This window comes from Pseudomonas agronomica (assembly GCF_025917275.1).
GTDB classification, from domain to species: Bacteria; Pseudomonadota; Gammaproteobacteria; order Pseudomonadales; family Pseudomonadaceae; genus Aquipseudomonas; species Aquipseudomonas agronomica.
This window is the reverse complement of the sequence record NZ_JAOSHO010000058.1, coordinates 1-18,082: the sequence shown is the minus strand read 5'-3', so window position 1 is coordinate 18,082 and position 18,082 is coordinate 1. Positions and strand designations below refer to the sequence as shown.

The 18,082-nt window shown below is 60.9% G+C and carries 18 protein-coding genes; 10 read left to right on the top strand and 8 right to left on the bottom strand.

Annotated elements, in window-relative coordinates; translation table 11 throughout:
* Window positions 1–15 precede the first annotated feature (15 nt).
* From OC610_RS07305 to OC610_RS07290, 4 genes are read right to left on the bottom strand one after another with little or no spacing between them, the layout of a single operon-like run.
* Complete coding sequence (locus OC610_RS07305; protein WP_264427213.1) at window positions 16–1,059, bottom strand: AbrB family transcriptional regulator; 1,044 nt, start codon at window positions 1,057–1,059, stop codon at window positions 16–18.
* On the bottom strand, window positions 1,052–2,566 hold the full coding sequence (locus tag OC610_RS07300; RefSeq protein ID WP_264427212.1) for a tripartite tricarboxylate transporter permease: 1,515 nt from the start codon (window positions 2,564–2,566) through the stop codon (window positions 1,052–1,054). The genes OC610_RS07305 and OC610_RS07300 overlap by 8 nt, the downstream gene beginning before the upstream one ends.
* A 1-nt stretch (window position 2,567) precedes the next feature.
* The gene (locus OC610_RS07295; protein WP_030138300.1) at window positions 2,568–3,029 is read right to left on the bottom strand and encodes a tripartite tricarboxylate transporter TctB family protein; all 462 of its coding nucleotides are present in this window, start codon (window positions 3,027–3,029) and stop codon (window positions 2,568–2,570) included.
* Between the two features lie 57 nt (window positions 3,030–3,086).
* Window positions 3,087–4,079 carry a Bug family tripartite tricarboxylate transporter substrate binding protein gene (locus tag OC610_RS07290; RefSeq protein ID WP_264427211.1) on the bottom strand — a complete coding sequence of 331 codons (993 nt, stop codon included), beginning with the start codon at window positions 4,077–4,079 and terminating at the stop codon, window positions 3,087–3,089.
* Window positions 4,080–4,502: 423 nt separating this feature from the next.
* Between OC610_RS07290 and OC610_RS07285 the strand changes: the two genes are divergently transcribed.
* Both OC610_RS07285 and OC610_RS07280 read left to right on the top strand, forming a co-directional pair.
* The gene (locus OC610_RS07285) at window positions 4,503–5,174 is read left to right on the top strand and encodes a response regulator (RefSeq protein ID WP_264427210.1); all 672 of its coding nucleotides are present in this window, start codon (window positions 4,503–4,505) and stop codon (window positions 5,172–5,174) included.
* Window positions 5,167–6,558 (top strand): sensor histidine kinase, encoded by a 1,392-nt coding sequence (locus tag OC610_RS07280; protein ID WP_030138297.1) that lies wholly within the window; start codon window positions 5,167–5,169, stop codon window positions 6,556–6,558. The genes OC610_RS07285 and OC610_RS07280 overlap by 8 nt, the downstream gene beginning before the upstream one ends.
* 49 nt (window positions 6,559–6,607) lie before the next feature.
* Here the strand turns inward: OC610_RS07280 and OC610_RS07275 are convergent, their stop codons facing one another.
* Together OC610_RS07275 and ygfZ are read right to left on the bottom strand one after the other, a co-directional pair.
* On the bottom strand, window positions 6,608–7,429 hold the full coding sequence (locus tag OC610_RS07275) for an HDOD domain-containing protein (protein WP_264427209.1): 822 nt from the start codon (window positions 7,427–7,429) through the stop codon (window positions 6,608–6,610).
* A 36-nt stretch (window positions 7,430–7,465) separates the two neighbouring features.
* Entirely contained in the window at window positions 7,466–8,407 is a 942-nt protein-coding gene (gene ygfZ, locus OC610_RS07270) for a CAF17-like 4Fe-4S cluster assembly/insertion protein YgfZ (RefSeq protein ID WP_264427208.1), read from the bottom strand.
* A 148-nt stretch (window positions 8,408–8,555) separates the two neighbouring features.
* Here ygfZ and OC610_RS07265 point away from each other — a divergent pair, with 148 nt between their 5' ends.
* On the top strand, window positions 8,556–8,810 hold the full coding sequence (locus OC610_RS07265; RefSeq protein ID WP_003184348.1) for an FAD assembly factor SdhE: 255 nt from the start codon (window positions 8,556–8,558) through the stop codon (window positions 8,808–8,810).
* Window positions 8,794–9,246 (top strand): protein YgfX, encoded by a 453-nt coding sequence (locus OC610_RS07260; RefSeq protein ID WP_264427207.1) that lies wholly within the window; start codon window positions 8,794–8,796, stop codon window positions 9,244–9,246. The genes OC610_RS07265 and OC610_RS07260 overlap by 17 nt, the downstream gene beginning before the upstream one ends.
* Here OC610_RS07260 and nadB read toward each other — a convergent pair.
* A complete protein-coding gene (gene nadB, locus OC610_RS07255; RefSeq protein WP_264427206.1) occupies window positions 9,215–10,831 on the bottom strand; it encodes an L-aspartate oxidase in 1,617 nt (538 codons plus the stop codon). The genes OC610_RS07260 and nadB overlap by 32 nt on opposite strands.
* Before the next feature lie 557 nt (window positions 10,832–11,388).
* On the opposite strand from nadB, the gene rpoE reads away from it, so the two are divergent.
* The 4 genes from rpoE (at window position 11,389) to OC610_RS07235 (ending at window position 15,206) form a co-directional block, all read left to right on the top strand.
* The gene (rpoE, locus tag OC610_RS07250) at window positions 11,389–11,970 is read left to right on the top strand and encodes an RNA polymerase sigma factor RpoE (protein WP_003172477.1); all 582 of its coding nucleotides are present in this window, start codon (window positions 11,389–11,391) and stop codon (window positions 11,968–11,970) included.
* A gap of 30 nt (window positions 11,971–12,000) precedes the next feature.
* Window positions 12,001–12,588 carry a sigma-E factor negative regulatory protein gene (locus OC610_RS07245; protein ID WP_030138292.1) on the top strand — a complete coding sequence of 196 codons (588 nt, stop codon included), beginning with the start codon at window positions 12,001–12,003 and terminating at the stop codon, window positions 12,586–12,588.
* A gap of 8 nt (window positions 12,589–12,596) precedes the next feature.
* A complete protein-coding gene (locus OC610_RS07240; RefSeq protein ID WP_264427205.1) occupies window positions 12,597–13,544 on the top strand; it encodes a MucB/RseB C-terminal domain-containing protein in 948 nt (315 codons plus the stop codon).
* A gap of 231 nt (window positions 13,545–13,775) precedes the next feature.
* Window positions 13,776–15,206, top strand: coding sequence for a DegQ family serine endoprotease (locus OC610_RS07235; protein ID WP_030141216.1), 1,431 nt, complete (start codon window positions 13,776–13,778; stop codon window positions 15,204–15,206).
* Window positions 15,207–15,263: 57 nt separating this feature from the next.
* On the opposite strand, the gene OC610_RS07230 is transcribed toward OC610_RS07235, so the two are convergent.
* On the bottom strand, window positions 15,264–16,697 hold the full coding sequence (locus tag OC610_RS07230) for a M48 family metalloprotease (RefSeq protein WP_198797139.1): 1,434 nt from the start codon (window positions 16,695–16,697) through the stop codon (window positions 15,264–15,266).
* A 98-nt stretch (window positions 16,698–16,795) separates the two neighbouring features.
* On the opposite strand from OC610_RS07230, the gene OC610_RS07225 reads away from it, so the two are divergent.
* Window positions 16,796–17,035 (top strand): sulfurtransferase TusA family protein, encoded by a 240-nt coding sequence (locus tag OC610_RS07225; protein WP_181286680.1) that lies wholly within the window; start codon window positions 16,796–16,798, stop codon window positions 17,033–17,035.
* 30 nt (window positions 17,036–17,065) lie between these two features.
* A partial coding sequence (locus OC610_RS07220; RefSeq protein WP_264427204.1) for an AI-2E family transporter occupies window positions 17,066–18,082 on the top strand: 1,017 nt, incomplete at its 3' end.

The window sequence follows — 18,082 nt, the reverse complement described above, 5'->3', positions numbered from 1 at the left end:
AGGGGGCAACTCGGTCTACAAGTCCGAACCAGGCCTGCGCATCCAATACCTGAACAACGGCTCCGCCAGAAACAGCACGAACAGCAGCCGCATCACCTGCAACGCGGTGACCAACGGAACCGACAATTGCAGCGTTTCCGCCGTCAGGCTCATTTCGGCGATGCCACCGGGCATCATGCCCAATGTCAGCGAACGCAAATCCAGTTGGGTCAGGGTGCTCAGGCCCAGGGCCGCAAGCGTTGCGATCAGCATCGTCAATACCGTGCCAACCAGCGTGCGTCCCATGAACGAAGGTGCGCGACGGAAGAACTGCCGGTTGAAATGGCAACCCAATCCGCTGCCGATCAACCACTGGCCGACCTGGCTGGCGCCGTGGGGCAGGCCGATGTGCAGGTCCCAGCCAATGCTCACCGCCGCGCTGACCAGCAGCGGACCGAACAGCCATGGGTTGGGCTGGCGCAAGCGTTCCCAGATCCAGGCGAGCAGGGCGCCCGCCGGGAACAGGACCGCCAGCCACAACCAGTCCACCGCAGTGGCGTGTTGCACCGGGGTGCCATCGCCCAACAGGTACTTGAACGCGGCCGGCACGCACAGCACCACCACCAGGACCCGCAGGCTCTGGCCCGCGGCAACATGGCTGAGCATCGCCCCGTTGCGGGCGCCAAGGTTGACCATTTCACCCGAGCCGCCCGGCATGCTGGAGAAGAACGCGGTGGCGCGGTCTTCGCCGGTGCGGCGCATCAGCCACACGCTCACGACGCTGGATACGCTGGTGATCAGCGCGCCAAAGAAGATCAGGCCGAAGTGGCTAAGGACTTGCTCCATCACCAGCGGCGTGAAGTGCAGGCCGATACCGATGCCCACCACCCATTGGCCGCATTTGCGGCCGCCGGGGATTTCCTTCAATTGCCACGGCGTCAGGCAGCGCACCAGGATGATCGCCAGCAGCGAGCCGACCATCCAGGGCAAGGGCCAGCCGATCAGGCTGGCCAGATAACCGCCGGCCAGGCCGACCAGCGGGGTTCCCCACCAATGCCTGAAAGTTGTTGCCTCAGACATCGGCCAGGGCACGCCGCTGGGCGCTGCGACGACGCCAGATTCGCAGCAGTGGCATGAACAACATGATCGCGGTCAGGATCCAGCAACCGAAGGTGATCGGGCTCGACCAGAGGATTTCCAACGCACCGTTGGAGATCGACAGCGCACGGCGCAGGTTCTGCTCCATCAGCCCGCCGAGGATGAAGCCCAGCAGGACCGGCGACAGCGGGAATTCCAGCTTGCGCAGGATATAGCCGAAGATACCAATGCCGATCATCAGGAACAGGTCGAACGTGGTGGCGTGCACCGCATAGACACCGATCCCAGTGATGATTGCGATCACCGGAACGAGCGCCCAGTTCGGCACGGCCAGGATACGGGTGAAGATGCGGATCATCGGGATGTTGAGGATCACCAGCATGACGTTGGCGACGAACAACGAGGCGATCAGGCCCCAGACGATATCCGGTTGTTGTTGGAACAACAGCGGACCGGGAGTGATGTTGTACAGCGACAGCGCGCCGATCATCACCGCCGTGGTGCCCGAGCCGGGAACGCCGAGGGTCAGCATCGGCACCAGCGCACCGCAGGCGGCGCCACCAATGGCGGTTTCCGGGGCCGCGAGGCCGCGCTTGTCACCCTGGCCAAACGTGCCGGTGGCGCCGGCGATACGTTTTTCGGTCATGTAGGCCACGGCGCTGGCCAGCGTCGCACCGGCGCCCGGCAACACACCCATGATGAAGCCCAGCACGCCACAGCGCAGGTTGACGACGAATACCGACGCCGCTTCCTTGAAGTTGAACATCATTCGCCCGGTGGCCTTCACCGCTTCCTGGCCACGGTGGGTTTTTTCCAGCAGCAACAGGATCTCGCTGATGGAGAACAGGCCCAGCACCAGTACGACGAACTGGATGCCGTCGGTCAGGTGGATATTATCGCCGGTGAAGCGGTAGACACCGCTGTTGGCGTCAATCCCGACGCTGGACAGGAACAGGCCGATCAGCGCCGCGATAAAGGTCTTGAGCGGACGATCACCGGCCATGCCGCCCAGGCAGACGATGGCGAACACCATCAGGACGAAATATTCCGCCGGGCCGAAGGCAATCGCCCATTTGGCCAGCAACGGTGCGAACAACACCATGCCGCAGGTGGCGATGAGCGCGCCGATGAACGAACTCCACGCCGACAGCGACAACGCCACCCCGGCCAAGCCCTGGCGAGCCATCGGGTAACCGTCGAGGGTGGTCATCACGGTGGAGGCTTCGCCCGGGATGTTGAGCAGGATCGAGCTGATACGCCCGCCGTATTCGCAACCCAGGTACACCGCCGCCAGCAGGATCAGTGCCGATTCCGGCGGCAGCCCCAGGGCGAAGGCAATCGGGATCAACAGCGCCACACCGTTGATCGGACCCAGGCCCGGCAGCAGGCCTACCACGGTGCCGATCAGCGTGCCGCTCAACGCCGTTACCAGGTTGTACGGGGTCAATGCAACGCCAAAACCCTGGCCGAGATAATTCAGGGTATCCATATCAATTCTCCAGGACGTCGAGCAGGCCCAAGGGCAGCGGCACGTCCATCAGCTTGTCGAACAACAGATAAAGACCAATGGCCATCAGGCTGATGATCACCACGCTCGGCACCCAGCGACCGCCGTACAGGCGCGCCATCGGCACACCGATGAGAATGCTGGAGAGGATGAACCCCAGGGGTTCGAACGTTCCGGCGAAAACCAGCAGCAGGACCACGCAAATGCCGATTTTCTGCAGGGTTTCGCGGTCCAGTTGTGGATCTTCATCACTGTGCACGATGGGCGCGGGGCGGAACACCATGTACAGCAACGCCAACCCCATCAGCCCAAGCATCAGCAAGGGGAAGGCGCGCGGGCCGACCGGCTCGTAGGAAAACGGTGCCTGATACGGCCAGGCCATCAGCGCCAGGCCGATGCACGCCAGCAGCAACACCGAGGCAAAAATACGTTGGATGGTGAGCATGACAAACTCCTGGGTGGCGCCGAGTTCAGCTCAGCGCCACCACGAGAACAGAGGCGATTACTGAATCAGGCCGAACTCTTTGGCCAGCACCTTGTAGTCGGCTACCTGCTTTTTCACATAGGCGTCCAGTTCCGGGCCGGTCATGGCGAACGGGAACAGTTCGCGCTGGTCGCGCAGCTTGGCGAACTCTTCGGAGGCCAGCAGCTTGTCGAAGGCGTTTTTCCACCATTCGTATTCTTCATCGGTGACTTTCGGGCCCAGGTAGAAGCCACGTACCACCGGCCAGCGGATGTCGTAGCCTTGTTCCACGGCGGTCGGAATGTCTTTCATTTCCGGCTCGTCCAGGCGTTTATCGGAGAACACCGCCAGCAGACGCATGTCGCCACTCAGGATGTGCGGCATGGAGTCGGAGATGTCGGTACTGCCCACTTGGATATGACCGCCAAGCAGGGCGGTGGCGATTTCGCCGCCGCCTTCGAGCGCGACGTAACGCAGGTCGCGAGGGTTGATGCCGGCGGCTTTGGCAATCAGCGCGGTCTGCATCCAGTCCTGGCTACCGACGGTGCCGCCGGAACCGATGACCACCTTGCTCGGGTCTTTCTTCAGGGCCTGTACCAGGTCGTCGAGATTTTTGTAGGGCGAATCGCTTTTCACGGCGATGGCGCCGTAGCTGGTGCCGACGGCAGCGAGCCAGCGCACGTTGCTTTCATCAAAACGGCCGAACTTGCCTTGCGCCAGGTTCAACAGCGAACCGCTGGACCAGGCCACCAGCGTGCCGGCGTCTGCCGGACGCTGGGCAACCACCGCGTTGTACGCCACCGCGCCGACACCGCCGGGCATGTAGGTGACGCGCATTGGCTTGGTCAGCAGTTTTTCGTTGACCAGTGCGCTTTGCGCCAATTTGCAGGTCAAGTCGAAACCGCCACCGGGAGCGGCGGGGGCGATGCACTCGGGGCGCTTCGGTTCTTTGGCTGCATCAGCGGCGAGCGTTGGCCCGGCGAGCATCAGGCATCCGACGGCGAGGGCTACTTTGCGCAGTGCTAGGTTCATTTTTGTCTCCACAGGAGTTGTTGTTTTGTGTTTCAAGTCAGGCTTCGCAGAACAGGTACGGTGCAGACCCCGCAAACGCGTTTCAACGACGCGGCAGTTCGCTCTGCGCAGCGGCATAGGCAAGGGTAGTGTGGTTGGGGCAGGAAAGGCGGGTGGGCATTGAAGCCAGGAGCTGCAGGGACAGCATGATGAATACTCCGCTTATTGTTTTTATTCGGCGAAAACGCTTCGAGGCGTTTTTCGTTTCGCGAGGTGTTTCGCGACCGGCAGTCGAAACTGTCCGTGGAGCGACTCTAGCGGCCCAACCTTTCGCTAACCTTTCAAAAGCTTTCAGGATGTTTTTTGGGCTTCACAGTTGCGGATGCGGCTGTAAACTCCGCGCCAAAGAATGGCGCCGGCCATCCCTTGAATCGAGGAAAAACCATGCGTGTTCTGCTCGTCGAAGACCATCTGCAACTCGCCGAAAGTGTCGCCCAGGCTCTCAAGAGCACCGGTTTGACCGTGGACGTGCTGCATGATGGCGTGGCCGCCGACCTGGCCTTGGGCAGCGAGGAATACGCTGTGGTGGTCCTCGATGTCGGGCTGCCGCGCCTGGACGGTTTCGAGGTGCTGGCGCGCCTGCGAGCCCGGGGCAAGACCACGCCGGTCCTGATGCTGACCGCTCGCAGCGACGTCAAGGATCGCGTCCATGGGCTGAATCTCGGGGCGGATGATTACCTGGCCAAGCCGTTCGAACTCACCGAGCTGGAAGCGCGGGTCAAGGCGCTGTTGCGCCGTAGCGTGCTGGGTGGCGAACGCCAGCAGCGCTGCGGAGGACTGGTCTACGACCTGGACACCCGCCGCTTTACCCTCGACGATGAACTGATGACATTGACCTCCCGCGAACAGGCGGTCCTGGAGGCATTGATCGCCCGTCCGGGGCGGGTGATGAGCAAGGAGCAATTGGCGGCCCAGGTCTTTGGCCTGGACGAAGAGGCGAGCCCCGACGCCATCGAGATCTATGTGCATCGCTTGCGCAAGAAGCTCGACGGCCACGCCGTGGCGATCGTGACATTCCGGGGGTTGGGCTACCTGTTGGAAGCCCGTGATGCATAAGCCCGACAGCCTGCGCTGGCGGCTGCTGCGCAACCTGGCATCGCTGCTGGTGGTGCTCATGCTCGCCAGTGGCCTGAGCGCCTATTGGAACGGCCGCGAAGCCGCCGATACCGCCTATGACCGAACGCTGCTGGCCTCGGCCCGGACCATTGCCGCCGGCCTTTCACAGCGAGACGGTACGCTCAGCGCGGACGTGCCTTACGTGGCCTTGGACACTTTTGCCTATGACAGCGCCGGACGTATCTACTACCAGGTCAACGACATCCACCAACAGCTGATTTCCGGTTACGAAAATCTCCCCGGCCCGCCGCCCGGTACGCCGCGCACCGACGATTATCCGGCGCTGGCACGTTTCTACAACGCGCGTTATCAAGGTCAGGATGTACGCGTGGTCAGCTTGCTCAAGGCCGTGAGCGAGCCGGAAATGAACGGCATGGCGGAGATCCGCGTGGCGGAAACCGAAGAAGCGCGGATCAGCATGGCCCGTGGGCTGATGGCCGATACCTTGTTGCGATTGGGCATGCTGGCCGTCGGTGCATTATTGCTGGTGTGGTTCGCGGTCAGCGCCGCGTTGCGTCCGCTGGAGCGCCTGCGTACGGCGGTGGAAGAGCGCCAGCCAGACGATTTGCGGCCGCTGCCGCTGGTGGAGGTCCAGCATGAGTTGTGGCCCCTTGTCCGAGCGCTCAATCATTTCACCGAACGCCTGCGCGGCCAGTTCGAACGGCAGGCGCAATTCATTGCCGATGCCGCCCATGAGCTGCGCACGCCCCTGGCCGCCCTGAAGGCGCGCCTGGAATTGGGCTTGCGTGCCAGCGAACCGGCGACCTGGCGTGAAACCCTCGAAACCGCGGCCCAGGGCACCGACCGCCTGACCCATCTGGCGAATCAATTGTTGTCACTGGCGCGAGTGGAAAACGGCGCCCGGGCGATTGCCGAAGGCGGTGCGCAATTGCTCGACCTGAGCCAATTGGCCCGTGAGCTGGGCATGGCCATGGCCCCGCTGGCACATGCCCGTGGTGTCGCGTTGGCCCTGGAAGCCGACGAGCCGGTCTGGTTACGGGGCGAGCCGACCTTATTGAACGAGCTGTTGAGCAATCTGGTGGATAACGCGCTGGCCCATACACCGTCGGGTGGCAACGTCATCCTGCGGGTCGTCGCTCCGGCGGTGCTGGAAGTCGAGGATGACGGTCCTGGTATTCCTGAGACTGAACGGGAACGGGTGTTCCAGCGCTTCTACCGACGAAACCAGCAAGTGGCCGGCTCGGGCCTGGGGCTGGCGATCGTCGGGGAAATCTGCCGTGCGCATCTGGCGCAGATCAGCCTTCACGACGGTCAGGACGGTGGGCTGAAGGTACGGGTGAGTTTCATCCCTGGCTCGGAATAAGCCCTCGCCAAAGGGTTCATGCCAGGTTCAGGTTCGATGTCCGGGCTGTTTAGTAAAACATCGTCCGCGCTTCTTCAATGTCCGCGCACCGATCCTTATCGTCGAGGTCGATGCCCAATTTCTTGATCGCGGGGACCCCTGACGCGTCGATCCGGCTCAACGGGTGGTCGGTGTCCTTGTAGCAATACAGCGCGGCGACTTGCACCAGGTCGACATAATCGAGTTGTTTCGAATCCCTGGTGAAATCCAGGTACAACCCCGGCAGCTTCACCAACCTTTCCGGAAACTCCCAGACACTGAGCAGCTTGTCGCCCAGCACCGGGTGAATCGTCTCGATGACGTGGTTGAGGCTGATGGGGTCCGACAGCAATTCGTTATTGTCTTCGGCATACGTCAGTATCGGCAGGACGCCGATCTGATGGACCAATCCACCCAAGGCCGCCTGATCAGGCTTGAGGTGCGTGTGGCTGCGACACAGGGCATAGCTGACACCGGCGATCTCCAGGCTCTTGCGCCAGACTTCGCGCATCTTTTGCTCCACGACATCGGAGCGGGCATGGAAAATCTGCTCCATGACCAGGCCAATCGCCAGGTTGCTGCTGTAGTTGACGCCCAGCCGAGTGATGGCCGTGTGCAGGTCCGTCACCTCCTGCGTGGCGCGCAGCAACGGGCTGTTGACGACTTTTATCAGGCGCGCAGAGAGGGCGGTGTCACGGCCAATCACTTTGCTCAGGTTGCTGACGCTGATTTCCGGGTCTTCGGCGGCCCGGCGAATCTGCATGGCCACTTCCGGTAATGTTGGCAAGACCAGGTCATCATTATCGATGGCCGCCACCAAATCCCGTTGGACCTTATCCGCCAAATCGCTCATTTCGGTTCTCTAGGGTGTTGCGACAAAATGTTGCGATCAACGCTGGATTTCGCGGTCGCGGTCCAGTTCGTAAGGCAAGTCCAGCAATTGTAGCGCGGGTCCTTCCAAAGCACCGAGGTGCAAATTGCCATCCTCTGCCGCTTCGGCCTGCAATACAGCCAGCAGTTCAATGTTTCGCTCGGCACGGGCGGCAATGACGACCTCGCCGATCGAGCTGCCATGCGTAGGGGAAAACAGCGGGGTGCCAGGCTCCGGCAATTCAGCGGCGTCCAGTTCCAGGCGATACAGGCGACGCTTGAGTTTGCCGAGGTACTGCATGCGCGCGACGATTTCCTGGCCGGTGTAGCAACCTTTCTTGAAGCTCACGCCGCCTACGGCTTGCAGGTTGAGCATCTGCGGAATGAACAACTCGCGCGTGGCCGCCATGACCTGGCCGATTCCCGCGCGGACCTGACCCAGCAGCCAGCGGTTCAAGTCGCCTTCGGGCAGTTGCTCGCGCAGCTGTGTCCCTAACGTATCGGCCTGCTCGGCGCGAGCCCAGAGTTCAGCGCGGCTGGGGGAAACGCGAATAGCGATCAAGGATTGCTGGCGAACCACACTGTCGGTTTCGACCGGCAGCTCCAGGCCCAGCCCGTTCAGCACGGAGTCCGCGTTTTCCAATCCGAAGCGAACCCATGCCGGGCTTTCGTCGGTGAGTTTGGATTTGGAGAACACCGCGTATTTCTTCAGGTCCGCCAGTTGCGGTTCCAGCAACTCCGTGGCCATGGCCATCAGTACGCCGTCGCCTTCGAGCACGATCCGAAAGCTGGATTGCATCCGGCCTTTCTGGGTGCAGCGGGCGCCCAGGCTGGCCTGGCTGTCGCTGAGGTAGTTGAGGTTGCAGGTCAGTTGGCCTTGCAGGAATTTGCCGGCATCCACGCCGCGGACCGCGAGTATGCCTTCGTGGGACAGGGTGCAGAAAAATGCGGAATCAGCCATGGGTCATCGCAGGGTAAAAAGTCTGGTAGACATCATAAGGGGGCGCCCATGAAATGGGTAGTTCACAAAGGATCGTCGGTGCCCGACAAAGCCGTCTGTTGCGCCACGGCGGGGCCTGTATACTTGCGCTCTATTTGAGGAGCGCTCCATGGTCGAAGATGTTGAACTGAATCGCCTCTACTGGCACAGCCGCCGCGGCATGCTTGAGCTTGACGTGCTGCTGGTGCCGTTCGTGAAAGAGGTCTACCCCCACCTTAACGAGGTCGATCGTGCCTGCTACGTCCGTCTGCTCGAGTGCGAGGACCAGGACATGTTCGGCTGGTTCATGGAGCGCAGTGAATCCGAAGATCCGGAACTGCAACGCATGGTCCGGATGATTCTGGATCGTGTCCAACCCAAGTAATCGCTTCGAATGCCGCTGGCAGGCCTCCGGGCAACTGCTGGCGGCGTACCTCGTGACCCAGGCGTTCGCCCTGGGCTCATTGCTGCTCCTGGCGGTTCCGCCCGGTTTCGCAGCCGTTGGCGTCATGTTGTGCCTGGGCCATGGCGCCTGGGTGTTGCCGCGACATTTGCTGCTGACCCATCGACTGGCCTTTCGCGGCTTGCGTCGTGATGCCGATGGTTGGCAGCTCTGGAGTATCGACGGCGGCTGGCAACCGGTGCAGTTGCGACCTGACAGCCTCGCATTACCCATGATCGTGGTGCTGCGATTTCGCCTCAAGGGCGAATGGCGGATCCGCTCATTGTGCGTGCCCCGCGACGCGCTGGCGCCGGATGTCCATCGGCGCCTGCGGGTACGGCTCCGGTTCAGCCGGCGTAGGTGGGCGGCACCAGGATAGTATCCAGCGCCTCGGGCAGCAGGTTCGGATAATCGAGCGTGTAATGCAGGCCTCGGCTTTCCTTGCGCTCCATGGCCGAGCGAATCATCAGTTCGGCCACCTGCGCCAGGTTGCGCAGTTCGATCAGGTCGCGGCTGACTTTATAGTTGCTGTAGAACTCATCGATCTCGTCGAGCAGCAGGCGCACCCGGTGCTGCGCCCGTTGCAGGCGCTTGTTGGTGCGTACGATGCCGACGTAGTCCCACATGAAGCGCCGCAGTTCGTCCCAGTTGTGCGCGATGATCACGTCTTCGTCCGAGTCGGTGACCTGGCTGGCGTCCCACGAGGGCAGGGCGACCGGGATGGCGATCTGGGGTAATTGCTCGAGAATGTCAGCCGCCGCCGAGCGGGCATAGACGAAACATTCCAGCAGCGAGTTGCTGGCCATGCGGTTGGCGCCGTGAAGTCCGGTGAAGCTGGTTTCGCCAATGGCATACAGGCCGGGCACGTCCGTACGGCCATGCTGGTCAACCATCACCCCGCCACAGGTGTAATGCGCCGCCGGGACCACCGGGATCGGCTGCTTGGTAATGTCGATGGAAAATTCCAGGCAGCGCTCGTAGACCGTAGGGAAATGGCTCTTGATGAACGCCTCGGGTTTATGGCTGATGTCCAGGTAGACACAGTCGATGCCCAGGCGCTTCATTTCATGGTCGATGGCCCGCGCGACGATGTCCCGGGGGGCCAATTCGGCGCGAGGATCGAAGCGCTGCATGAAGCGCTCCCCGTTGGGGAGCTTCAGATGAGCACCTTCGCCACGCAGGGCTTCGGTCACCAGGAAGCTCTTGGCCTGCGGGTGATACAGGCAGGTAGGGTGGAATTGGTTGAATTCCAGGTTCGCCACCCGGCAGCCCGAGCGCCAGGCCATGGCGATGCCGTCACCACAGGCTCCGTCGGGGTTGCTGGTGTACAGATAGACTTTCGCCGCGCCACCGGAAGCCAGGATCACGAAACGCGCGCCGTAGGTGTCGACTTCCCCAGTGCCGCGGTTGAGCACATACGCGCCCAGGCAGCGGTCGCCATCCAGGCCCAGGCGTTTTTCGGTAATCAGGTCGATCGCGACTCGCTGTTCCAGCAACTCGATATTTGAGCGCTGCCGGGCCTGGGCCAGCAGTGTCTTGAAAATGGCCGCGCCGGTCGCATCGGCGGCATGGATGATTCGCCGATGACTGTGTCCGCCCTCGCGGGTCAGGTGGAACTCGAAACCGCCATCTTCGGTGCCGGACTGTTCATCGCGAGTGAATGGCACGCCTTGGTCGATGAGCCACTGGATGGCTTCCTTGCTGTGCTCGACGGTGAAGCGCACCGCTTCCTGATTGCACAGCCCGCCGCCTGCGTTAAGTGTGTCATCGACGTGGGATTGGACGGTATCGGCGTCATCCAGCACGGCCGCCACGCCGCCCTGGGCCCAGAACGTCGAACCGTTGGCCAGGTCTCCCTTGCTCAGCACGGCGATGCGCAAATGTGCAGGCAGGGTCAAGGCCAGGCTCAACCCGGCGGCGCCGCTGCCGATTACCAGAACATCATGTTGGAACTGTTGGCTCATTCGAATGGTTTCCGCTTGAAGCGACCCGGGTCGGGGTTAGCGCCAGACACCGCTTCGACGGGTCAGGCAGCCACGCAGCCCACTAGTATATAGAGGGGGGGATCGGCACAATAGCCGGGCGTTCATGGCAATGTGAAACCAGTGTGACAGGAAAGCGATGCGCTTCGTCGGGTCAAGGTTTCGATGAATGTGCGACAACGCGGCCTTTTCGAGGACAGAACGCTGTTTATCTCGTCATGGTCGCCAAATCTTCGCGTTGAAGAGCGATAAATAGTGGGAACTTTTGCCAAGCGCATACGTTCAATAGACGGTTGTCTGCAGAAGGGAACAGCGTCGGGTTGGTGCAGGGATTCATCTGAATCCTCGTCCGACAGGCCCGGCGACAGATTATTCGCGCGGCCGGGGAATCTCGTGCTGCGTTTTTCGTGCGTGCCGGATCAGAGCGCGCCGGAAACTTGCTTTGAAGGGGGAGAACTTTTGCGAAAAGCCCGAGTCTATGTTTGCAAGCCCGGTCAATTGGTAATGCAAGCCTCCTTCGAGCTCATCGAGGAGTGTTCATGCTAACCCAGGAAGAGGATCAGCAGCTGGTCGAACGCGTTCAGCGCGGCGACAAGCGAGCTTTCGATCTGCTAGTGCTGAAATACCAGCACAAAATTCTCGGGTTGATCGTGCGTTTCGTGCACGACACCCATGAAGCCCAGGATGTTGCCCAGGAAGCCTTCATCAAGGCCTACCGCGCACTTGGAAATTTTCGCGGGGATAGCGCGTTTTACACGTGGCTTTACCGCATCGCCATTAACACGGCGAAAAACTATCTGGTTTCACGCGGCCGCCGGCCGCCGGATAGCGATGTGAGTTCCGAGGATGCCGAGTTCTACGATGGCGATCATGGCCTCAAGGACCTCGAATCACCTGAACGTGCATTGCTGCGGGATGAGATTGAAGGCACCGTCCATCGAACCATCCAGCAACTGCCTGAAGATTTGCGTACGGCTTTAACTTTACGTGAATTCGACGGTCTGAGTTACGAGGACATTGCGAGCGTCATGCAATGTCCGGTGGGTACCGTGCGCTCCCGGATCTTCCGCGCTCGGGAGGCCATCGATAAAGCCCTGCAACCGTTGTTGCAGGAAAACTGAGACAGCGGCGACAGCCAAGAGAGGAACGCCATGAGTCGTGAAGCCCTGCAGGAATCGCTGTCCGCAGTGATGGATAACGAAGCGGACGAATTGGAATTGCGTCGGGTATTGAATGCCTTTGACGATGTTGAAACCCGTGAGACCTGGGCTCGTTACCAGATTGCCCGGGCTGTCATGCACAAGGATCTGCTGCTTCCGCGTCTGGATATCGCTGCGGCGGTTTCTGCTGCATTGGCTGATGAAGCCGTACCGGCGAAAGCTTCCCGCGGACCATGGCGTAGCCTGGGCCGACTGGCTGTTGCCGCTTCGGTCACGGTAGCTGTGTTGGCGGGTGTGCGTCTGTACAACCAGGATGAGATCGCTGGCGTGCAAATGGCGCAGCAGTCCAACCAGCCAAGCCTGGCGACGCCACAGGTCAAAGGCCCTGCGGTTCTGGCCGGCTACAGCGAAAGTTCGGAAGCTGCTGGTCCCATGACCAACGGGGTTCTGCAGGGACAGCCAGGCTGGCACGACCAGCGCCTGCCCAACTATCTGCGCCAGCATGCCCAGCAAGCTGCGTTGAAAGGGACTGAAAGCGCTCTGCCATATGCCCGTGCAGCCAGTCTGGAAAACCGTTAAGGAGGACCATGCGCGCCATACCTCTCGTTTCGCTTCTGCTCGGTGGCTGGTGTGTGGCTCCAGCCTATGCCGGAGAAGCTCAGGACTGGCTCAATCGTCTGAGTCAGGCCGAGCAACAGCAGAGCTTCCAGGGCACTTTCGTTTACGAGCGTAACGGTAGTTTTTCTACCCATAACATCTGGCATCGCGTCCAGGATGGCAAAGTCCGCGAGCGGTTGCTCCAGCTCGACGGTTCGGCACAGGAGGTCATGCGCATTGATGGACATACTCAATGCGTCAGCGGCACCTTGATCGCCGGGCTGGGAAACACGCCTGATGGCACTGCACGTGCGCTCGATCCGCAAAAACTCAAGAATTGGTATGACCTCGCCGTTATCGGCAAGTCGCGCGTGGCCGGGCGTCAGGCTGTCATTGTCGCCCTGACCCCTAAAGACCAGCATCGCTATGGCTTCGAGCTGCATCTGGACAAAGAGACCGGATTGCCGCTCAAGTCCTTGTTGCTGAATGACAAGGGCCAGTTACTCGAACGCTTCCAGTTCACTCGTCTGAACACTGCCGAGCCTTCGGAAGGTGACTTGCAAGCCAGTGCCGAGTGCAAGGCTGTCGTTCAGGATTCCAATAAAGCTACCGCCGTGAAGACTACCTGGCACTCAGACTGGCTTCCGCCTGGCTTTGAACTGACCAGCAGCGTGGCACGCAATGATCCGGACACCAAGATCCAGGTCAATAGCCTCATGTACGACGACGGGCTCGCTCGTTTCTCGGTATTCCTGGAACCGCTCAATGGCGCCACCGCAACCGATACTCGTACCCAGCTGGGTCCGACGGCTGCTGTTTCTCGTCGTCTCACCACGCCCCAAGGCGAGATGATGGTCACGGTGGTAGGTGAGATTCCCATTGGCACCGCGGAACGGATCGCGCTGTCCATGCGCTCCGATGTCGCGTCAGCCCAATAGCACAGCGCTCAGGTGGCTCGATTGCGCAAGAGGCCGATGACGCCAAGGCTTGATCGAAATGCCGAAACTTCCTGTCAGCATTTTCATTTGCAAAAAAACCAATTTTTTTCTATTAGGTCAGAGCCGCTCGGCTCTGGCCTTGTCTGTTTGCGGAACAATAATACCGGCGTATCGTTCTCCGGTAGTCCTTGCTCCATATCGCTTAACCATGCTCGTCGTAACGGGAGCCGTATGTCGATACCACGCTTGAAAACCTACCTTTCCATATTTGCCACCGTGCTGGTCCTCGGTCAGGCCGTTCCTGCCGTGGCAGTGGAATTACCGGACTTCACACAATTGGTCGAACAGGCTTCGCCCGCTGTCGTGAACATCAGTACCACGCAGAAGCTGCCGGATCGCCGTGTCTCGGATCAGCAGATGCCGGACCTGGAGGGCCTGCCGCCGATGCTGCGCGAGTTCTTCGAGCGCGGTATGCCGCAGCAACCGCGTTCACCGGGCGGCGGTCGCCAGCGTGAAGCCCAGTCCCTAGGGTCGGGCTTCATCATTTCGCCGGATGGCTACATCCTGACCAACAACCACGTGATCGCCGATGCCGATGAGATCCTGGTGCGCCTGGCCGACCGCAGCGAGCTGAAGGCCAAGCTGATTGGTACCGACCCGCGCTCCGATGTGGCCCTGTTGAAGATCGACGGCAAGGACCTGCCGGTGCTCAAGCTGGGCAAATCCCAGGACTTGAAAGCCGGTCAATGGGTCGTCGCCATCGGTTCGCCGTTCGGTTTCGACCACACCGTGACCCAAGGTATTGTCAGCGCCATCGGGCGTAGCCTGCCGAACGAAAACTATGTGCCCTTCATCCAGACCGACGTGCCGATCAACCCGGGCAATTCCGGTGGCCCGTTGTTCAACCTCAATGGTGAGGTGGTGGGCATCAACTCCCAGATCTACACCCGTTCGGGCGGTTTCATGGGCGTTTCGTTCGCCATTCCGATCGATGTCGCCATGGATGTATCCAACCAGTTGAAAAGCGAGGGCAAGGTCAGCCGGGGTTGGTTGGGCGTGGTCATCCAGGAAGTGAACAAGGACCTGGCTGAGTCGTTCGGGCTGGAGAAACCCGCCGGTGCGTTGGTTGCGCAGATTCAAGAAGGTGGCCCGGCCGCCAAGGGCGGCTTGCAGGTGGGTGACGTGATCCTCAGCCTCAATGGCCAGCCAATCATCATGTCCGCCGACCTGCCCCATCTAGTGGGCGCGCTCAAGGCTGGCGCGAAGGCCAACCTGGAAGTGATCCGCGAAGGCAAGCGCAAGAATGTCGAGTTGACCGTCGGCGCGATCCCGGAAGAGGGTAAAGAACTCGAATCGCAGCCCAAGTCCGGCGTCGAGCGCAGCAGCAATCGCCTCGGTGTTGCGGTGGTCGAGCTGACTGAAGAGCAGAAGCGCACCCTGGAATTGCAGGGTGGCGTGGTGATCAAGGAAGTGCAGGACGGTCCTGCTGCACTGATCGGCCTGCAACCTGGCGACATCATTACGCACCTGAACAACCAGGCCATCGGCTCCGCCAAGGAGTTCACCGACATCGCCAAGGCGCTGCCGAAGAACCGCTCGGTATCGATGCGTGTCCTGCGTCAGGGGCGTGCAAGCTTCATTACCTTCAAGCTGGCCGAATAAGCCGAGCTGAAAAAAACCGCCTCGAGTCGAGGCGGTTTTTTTATGCCTGATGGATATTCAACCCATCATGTCCTTGACCATCCGCTCTTGTTCCATGAGCTCTCGCTGCCGGGCATCGATGCGCGACGACAACGGGAAATTGCTCCCCGCGCGTCGTTTGGCGAAGTCCAGCTGTTGGATGGCCTGACGATAGTCTCCGACCAGCGCGAAATACTCGGCGCGGGCCTGGTGCAAACCGATGATATTGCCCGACAAGCCACGCGTCTCCGCCACCATGTACCAGACGTCCGGATCGTCCGGACGGCTCTTGAGCAGAGTCTCCAGCGCTTTTTCCGCATCGGCGGGACGATTCTGCTTGAGCAGCAGGTCGACGCGGACCTGGTTGAGCGGGTAATTGCCCGGGTACTGGGCCAGCAGCCGATCGACCCGAGATTGAGCGTCTGGCAGCTTGTTGCTGGTGATGTCCAGATCCACCTGGGCCAGGTTGTAGATAATCTCGTTGGGTGATTTGGCCAGCAGCGGCTTGAGGTTTTCACGGGCCTCATTCAACTGGCCGCCCTTGACCTGGGCAATTGCCAGACCATAGCGGGCCACGTCGTTCTTCGGGTTTTCGTCGAGCAATGCGCGGAAGCGCTTGGCGGCCAGCCCTGGGGTTTCTTCATACGTCAACTGGACCCGTGCACGAATCAGTTGATAGCGCATGCTGTCCTCGATGCCCCCCGGCTTGGCTTGTTCGGCGCGGTTGCGGGTGTCGGCGATACGCGACTCGGTAACCGGGTGAGTCAGCAGGAACTCGGGGGGACGGGCGTCAAACCGGTACTGGCGCATCAGCCGTTCGAACATGGTCGGCATCGACCGTGGGTCATAGCCGGCCTTTTCCAAATTCTGGATGCCGATGCGGTCGGCTTCTTGCTCGTTCTGGCGCGAGAAGCGCCTTTGTTCCTGGATGGCAGCGGCCTGGGTTCCGGCGATGGCGGCAATCCCGGCGTCACCGCCACCGGCGGCGGCAACCACGATGCCGGCCAGCAGCGCCGCCATCATTGGCACTTGCATACGCTGTTGGGCTTCCACGCCACGGGCGAAGTGGCGCTGCGACAAGTGCGCCAGTTCGTGGGCCATGACCGAGGCGTATTCGCCTTCAGTCTGCGCGTTGAGGAACAGGCCGCCGTTGACCCCGACGATTCCGCCGGGTGCGGCGAACGCGTTGAGCTGTGGGCTGTTGATCAGGATGAATTCCAGGCGCCGGTCATTGACCTGGCTGGTTTCAACCAATTTGTAGACGCTGGTTTCGACGTAGTCCTTGAGTTGCGGGTCATTGAGCTGCGAGACCTGGCTACGCAGCAGGGCCAGCCAGGCGCGACCCAACTGGTGCTCCTGTTCCGGCGAGACGATGGCAGAACTGGCATCGCCAAGTGACGGCAGGTCGTCGGCGAAGCCCGGTGAGGCGAGCAGGCAAGCGAGCGTCAGCAGGGTGGGGCGCAGAAATGTCATGCACGAAGCCTTAGTCGACAAAGACCTTACTGTAGCCGGACAGCGTGTCCGGGACCAGATATTCTAGGCGGCTCGACGACCTGTTGCGGAGTGAAGCAATGACCGATGATGTAGCCCACGATGCCGAACTGGACGCCAGCGGCCTGAATTGCCCGTTGCCGTTGCTCAAGGCCAAGTTGGAACTCAATCGCCTGGCCAGTGGCGCCGTGCTCAAGGTAACCGCCACGGACGCGGGCTCCCAGCGTGATTTCCGCACCTTTGCCCGGTTGGCCGGTCATACGCTGCTGCGCGAAGAGGACGAGAACGGCGTTTACCGTTATTGGTTGAAAAAGGCCTGAAAGCCGACAGCCCTCCTATAAGGATTTTTAATGTTCAAAGTGTTACGCGACTGGATCCAGCGCTACTTCTCGGATGAAGAAGCCGTTGTGTTGGCCGTGCTGCTGTTCTTGGGGTTCACCGCGGTCCTGACCTTGGGCGGCATGCTCGCGCCCGTGCTGGCGGGGATGGTGTTGGCGTACCTGATGCAAGGGCTGGTCACCACGCTGGAGCGTATGCGGCTGCCGGGTTCCTTGGCGGTGGCGCTGGTGTTCGCCTTGTTCATGGGGCTCCTTGTGGTGTTCCTGGTGGTGATCGTGCCCTTGCTCTGGCATCAGTTGGTGACCTTGTTCAACGAGCTGCCCGGGATGCTCGCCAAGTGGCAATCGCTGCTGCTGTTACTGCCTGAACGCTATCCCCATCTGGTCTCGGATGAACAGGTGCTGCAGACGATCGAAGTGGTGCGCGGTGAGATCGGCAAGTTCGGCCAGTGGGCGTTGACGTTTTCCCTGTCCAGCTTGCCGCTGCTGGTGAACATCATGATCTATCTGGTGCTGGTGCCGATCCTGGTGTTTTTCTTCCTCAAGGATCGGGAGATGATCGGGCGCTGGGTCCGCGGTTATCTGCCGCGTGAACGGGCGCTGATCACTCGGGTCGCCCAGGAAATGAACCGACAGATCGCCAATTACATCCGCGGCAAGGTCATCGAGATCTTCATCTGTGGCGGCGTGACGTACATCGGCTTCGTCGCCCTGGGCCTCAACTATGCAGCGTTGCTGGCCTTGCTGGTGGGTATTTCCGTGGTGGTGCCTTACGTCGGCACCGTGGTCGTGACGGTGCCGGTGGCGCTGATTGCACTGTTCCAGTGGGGCTGGAGCGATCAGTTCATCTACCTGATGGCGGTCTACGGAATCATCCAGACGCTGGACGGCAACGTGCTGGTACCGCTGCTGTTTTCCGAGGCGGTGAATCTGCACCCAGTGGCGATTATCTGTGCGGTGCTGTTGTTTGGCGGGTTATGGGGGTTCTGGGGGGTATTCTTCGCGATTCCCCTGGCGACGCTGTTCAAG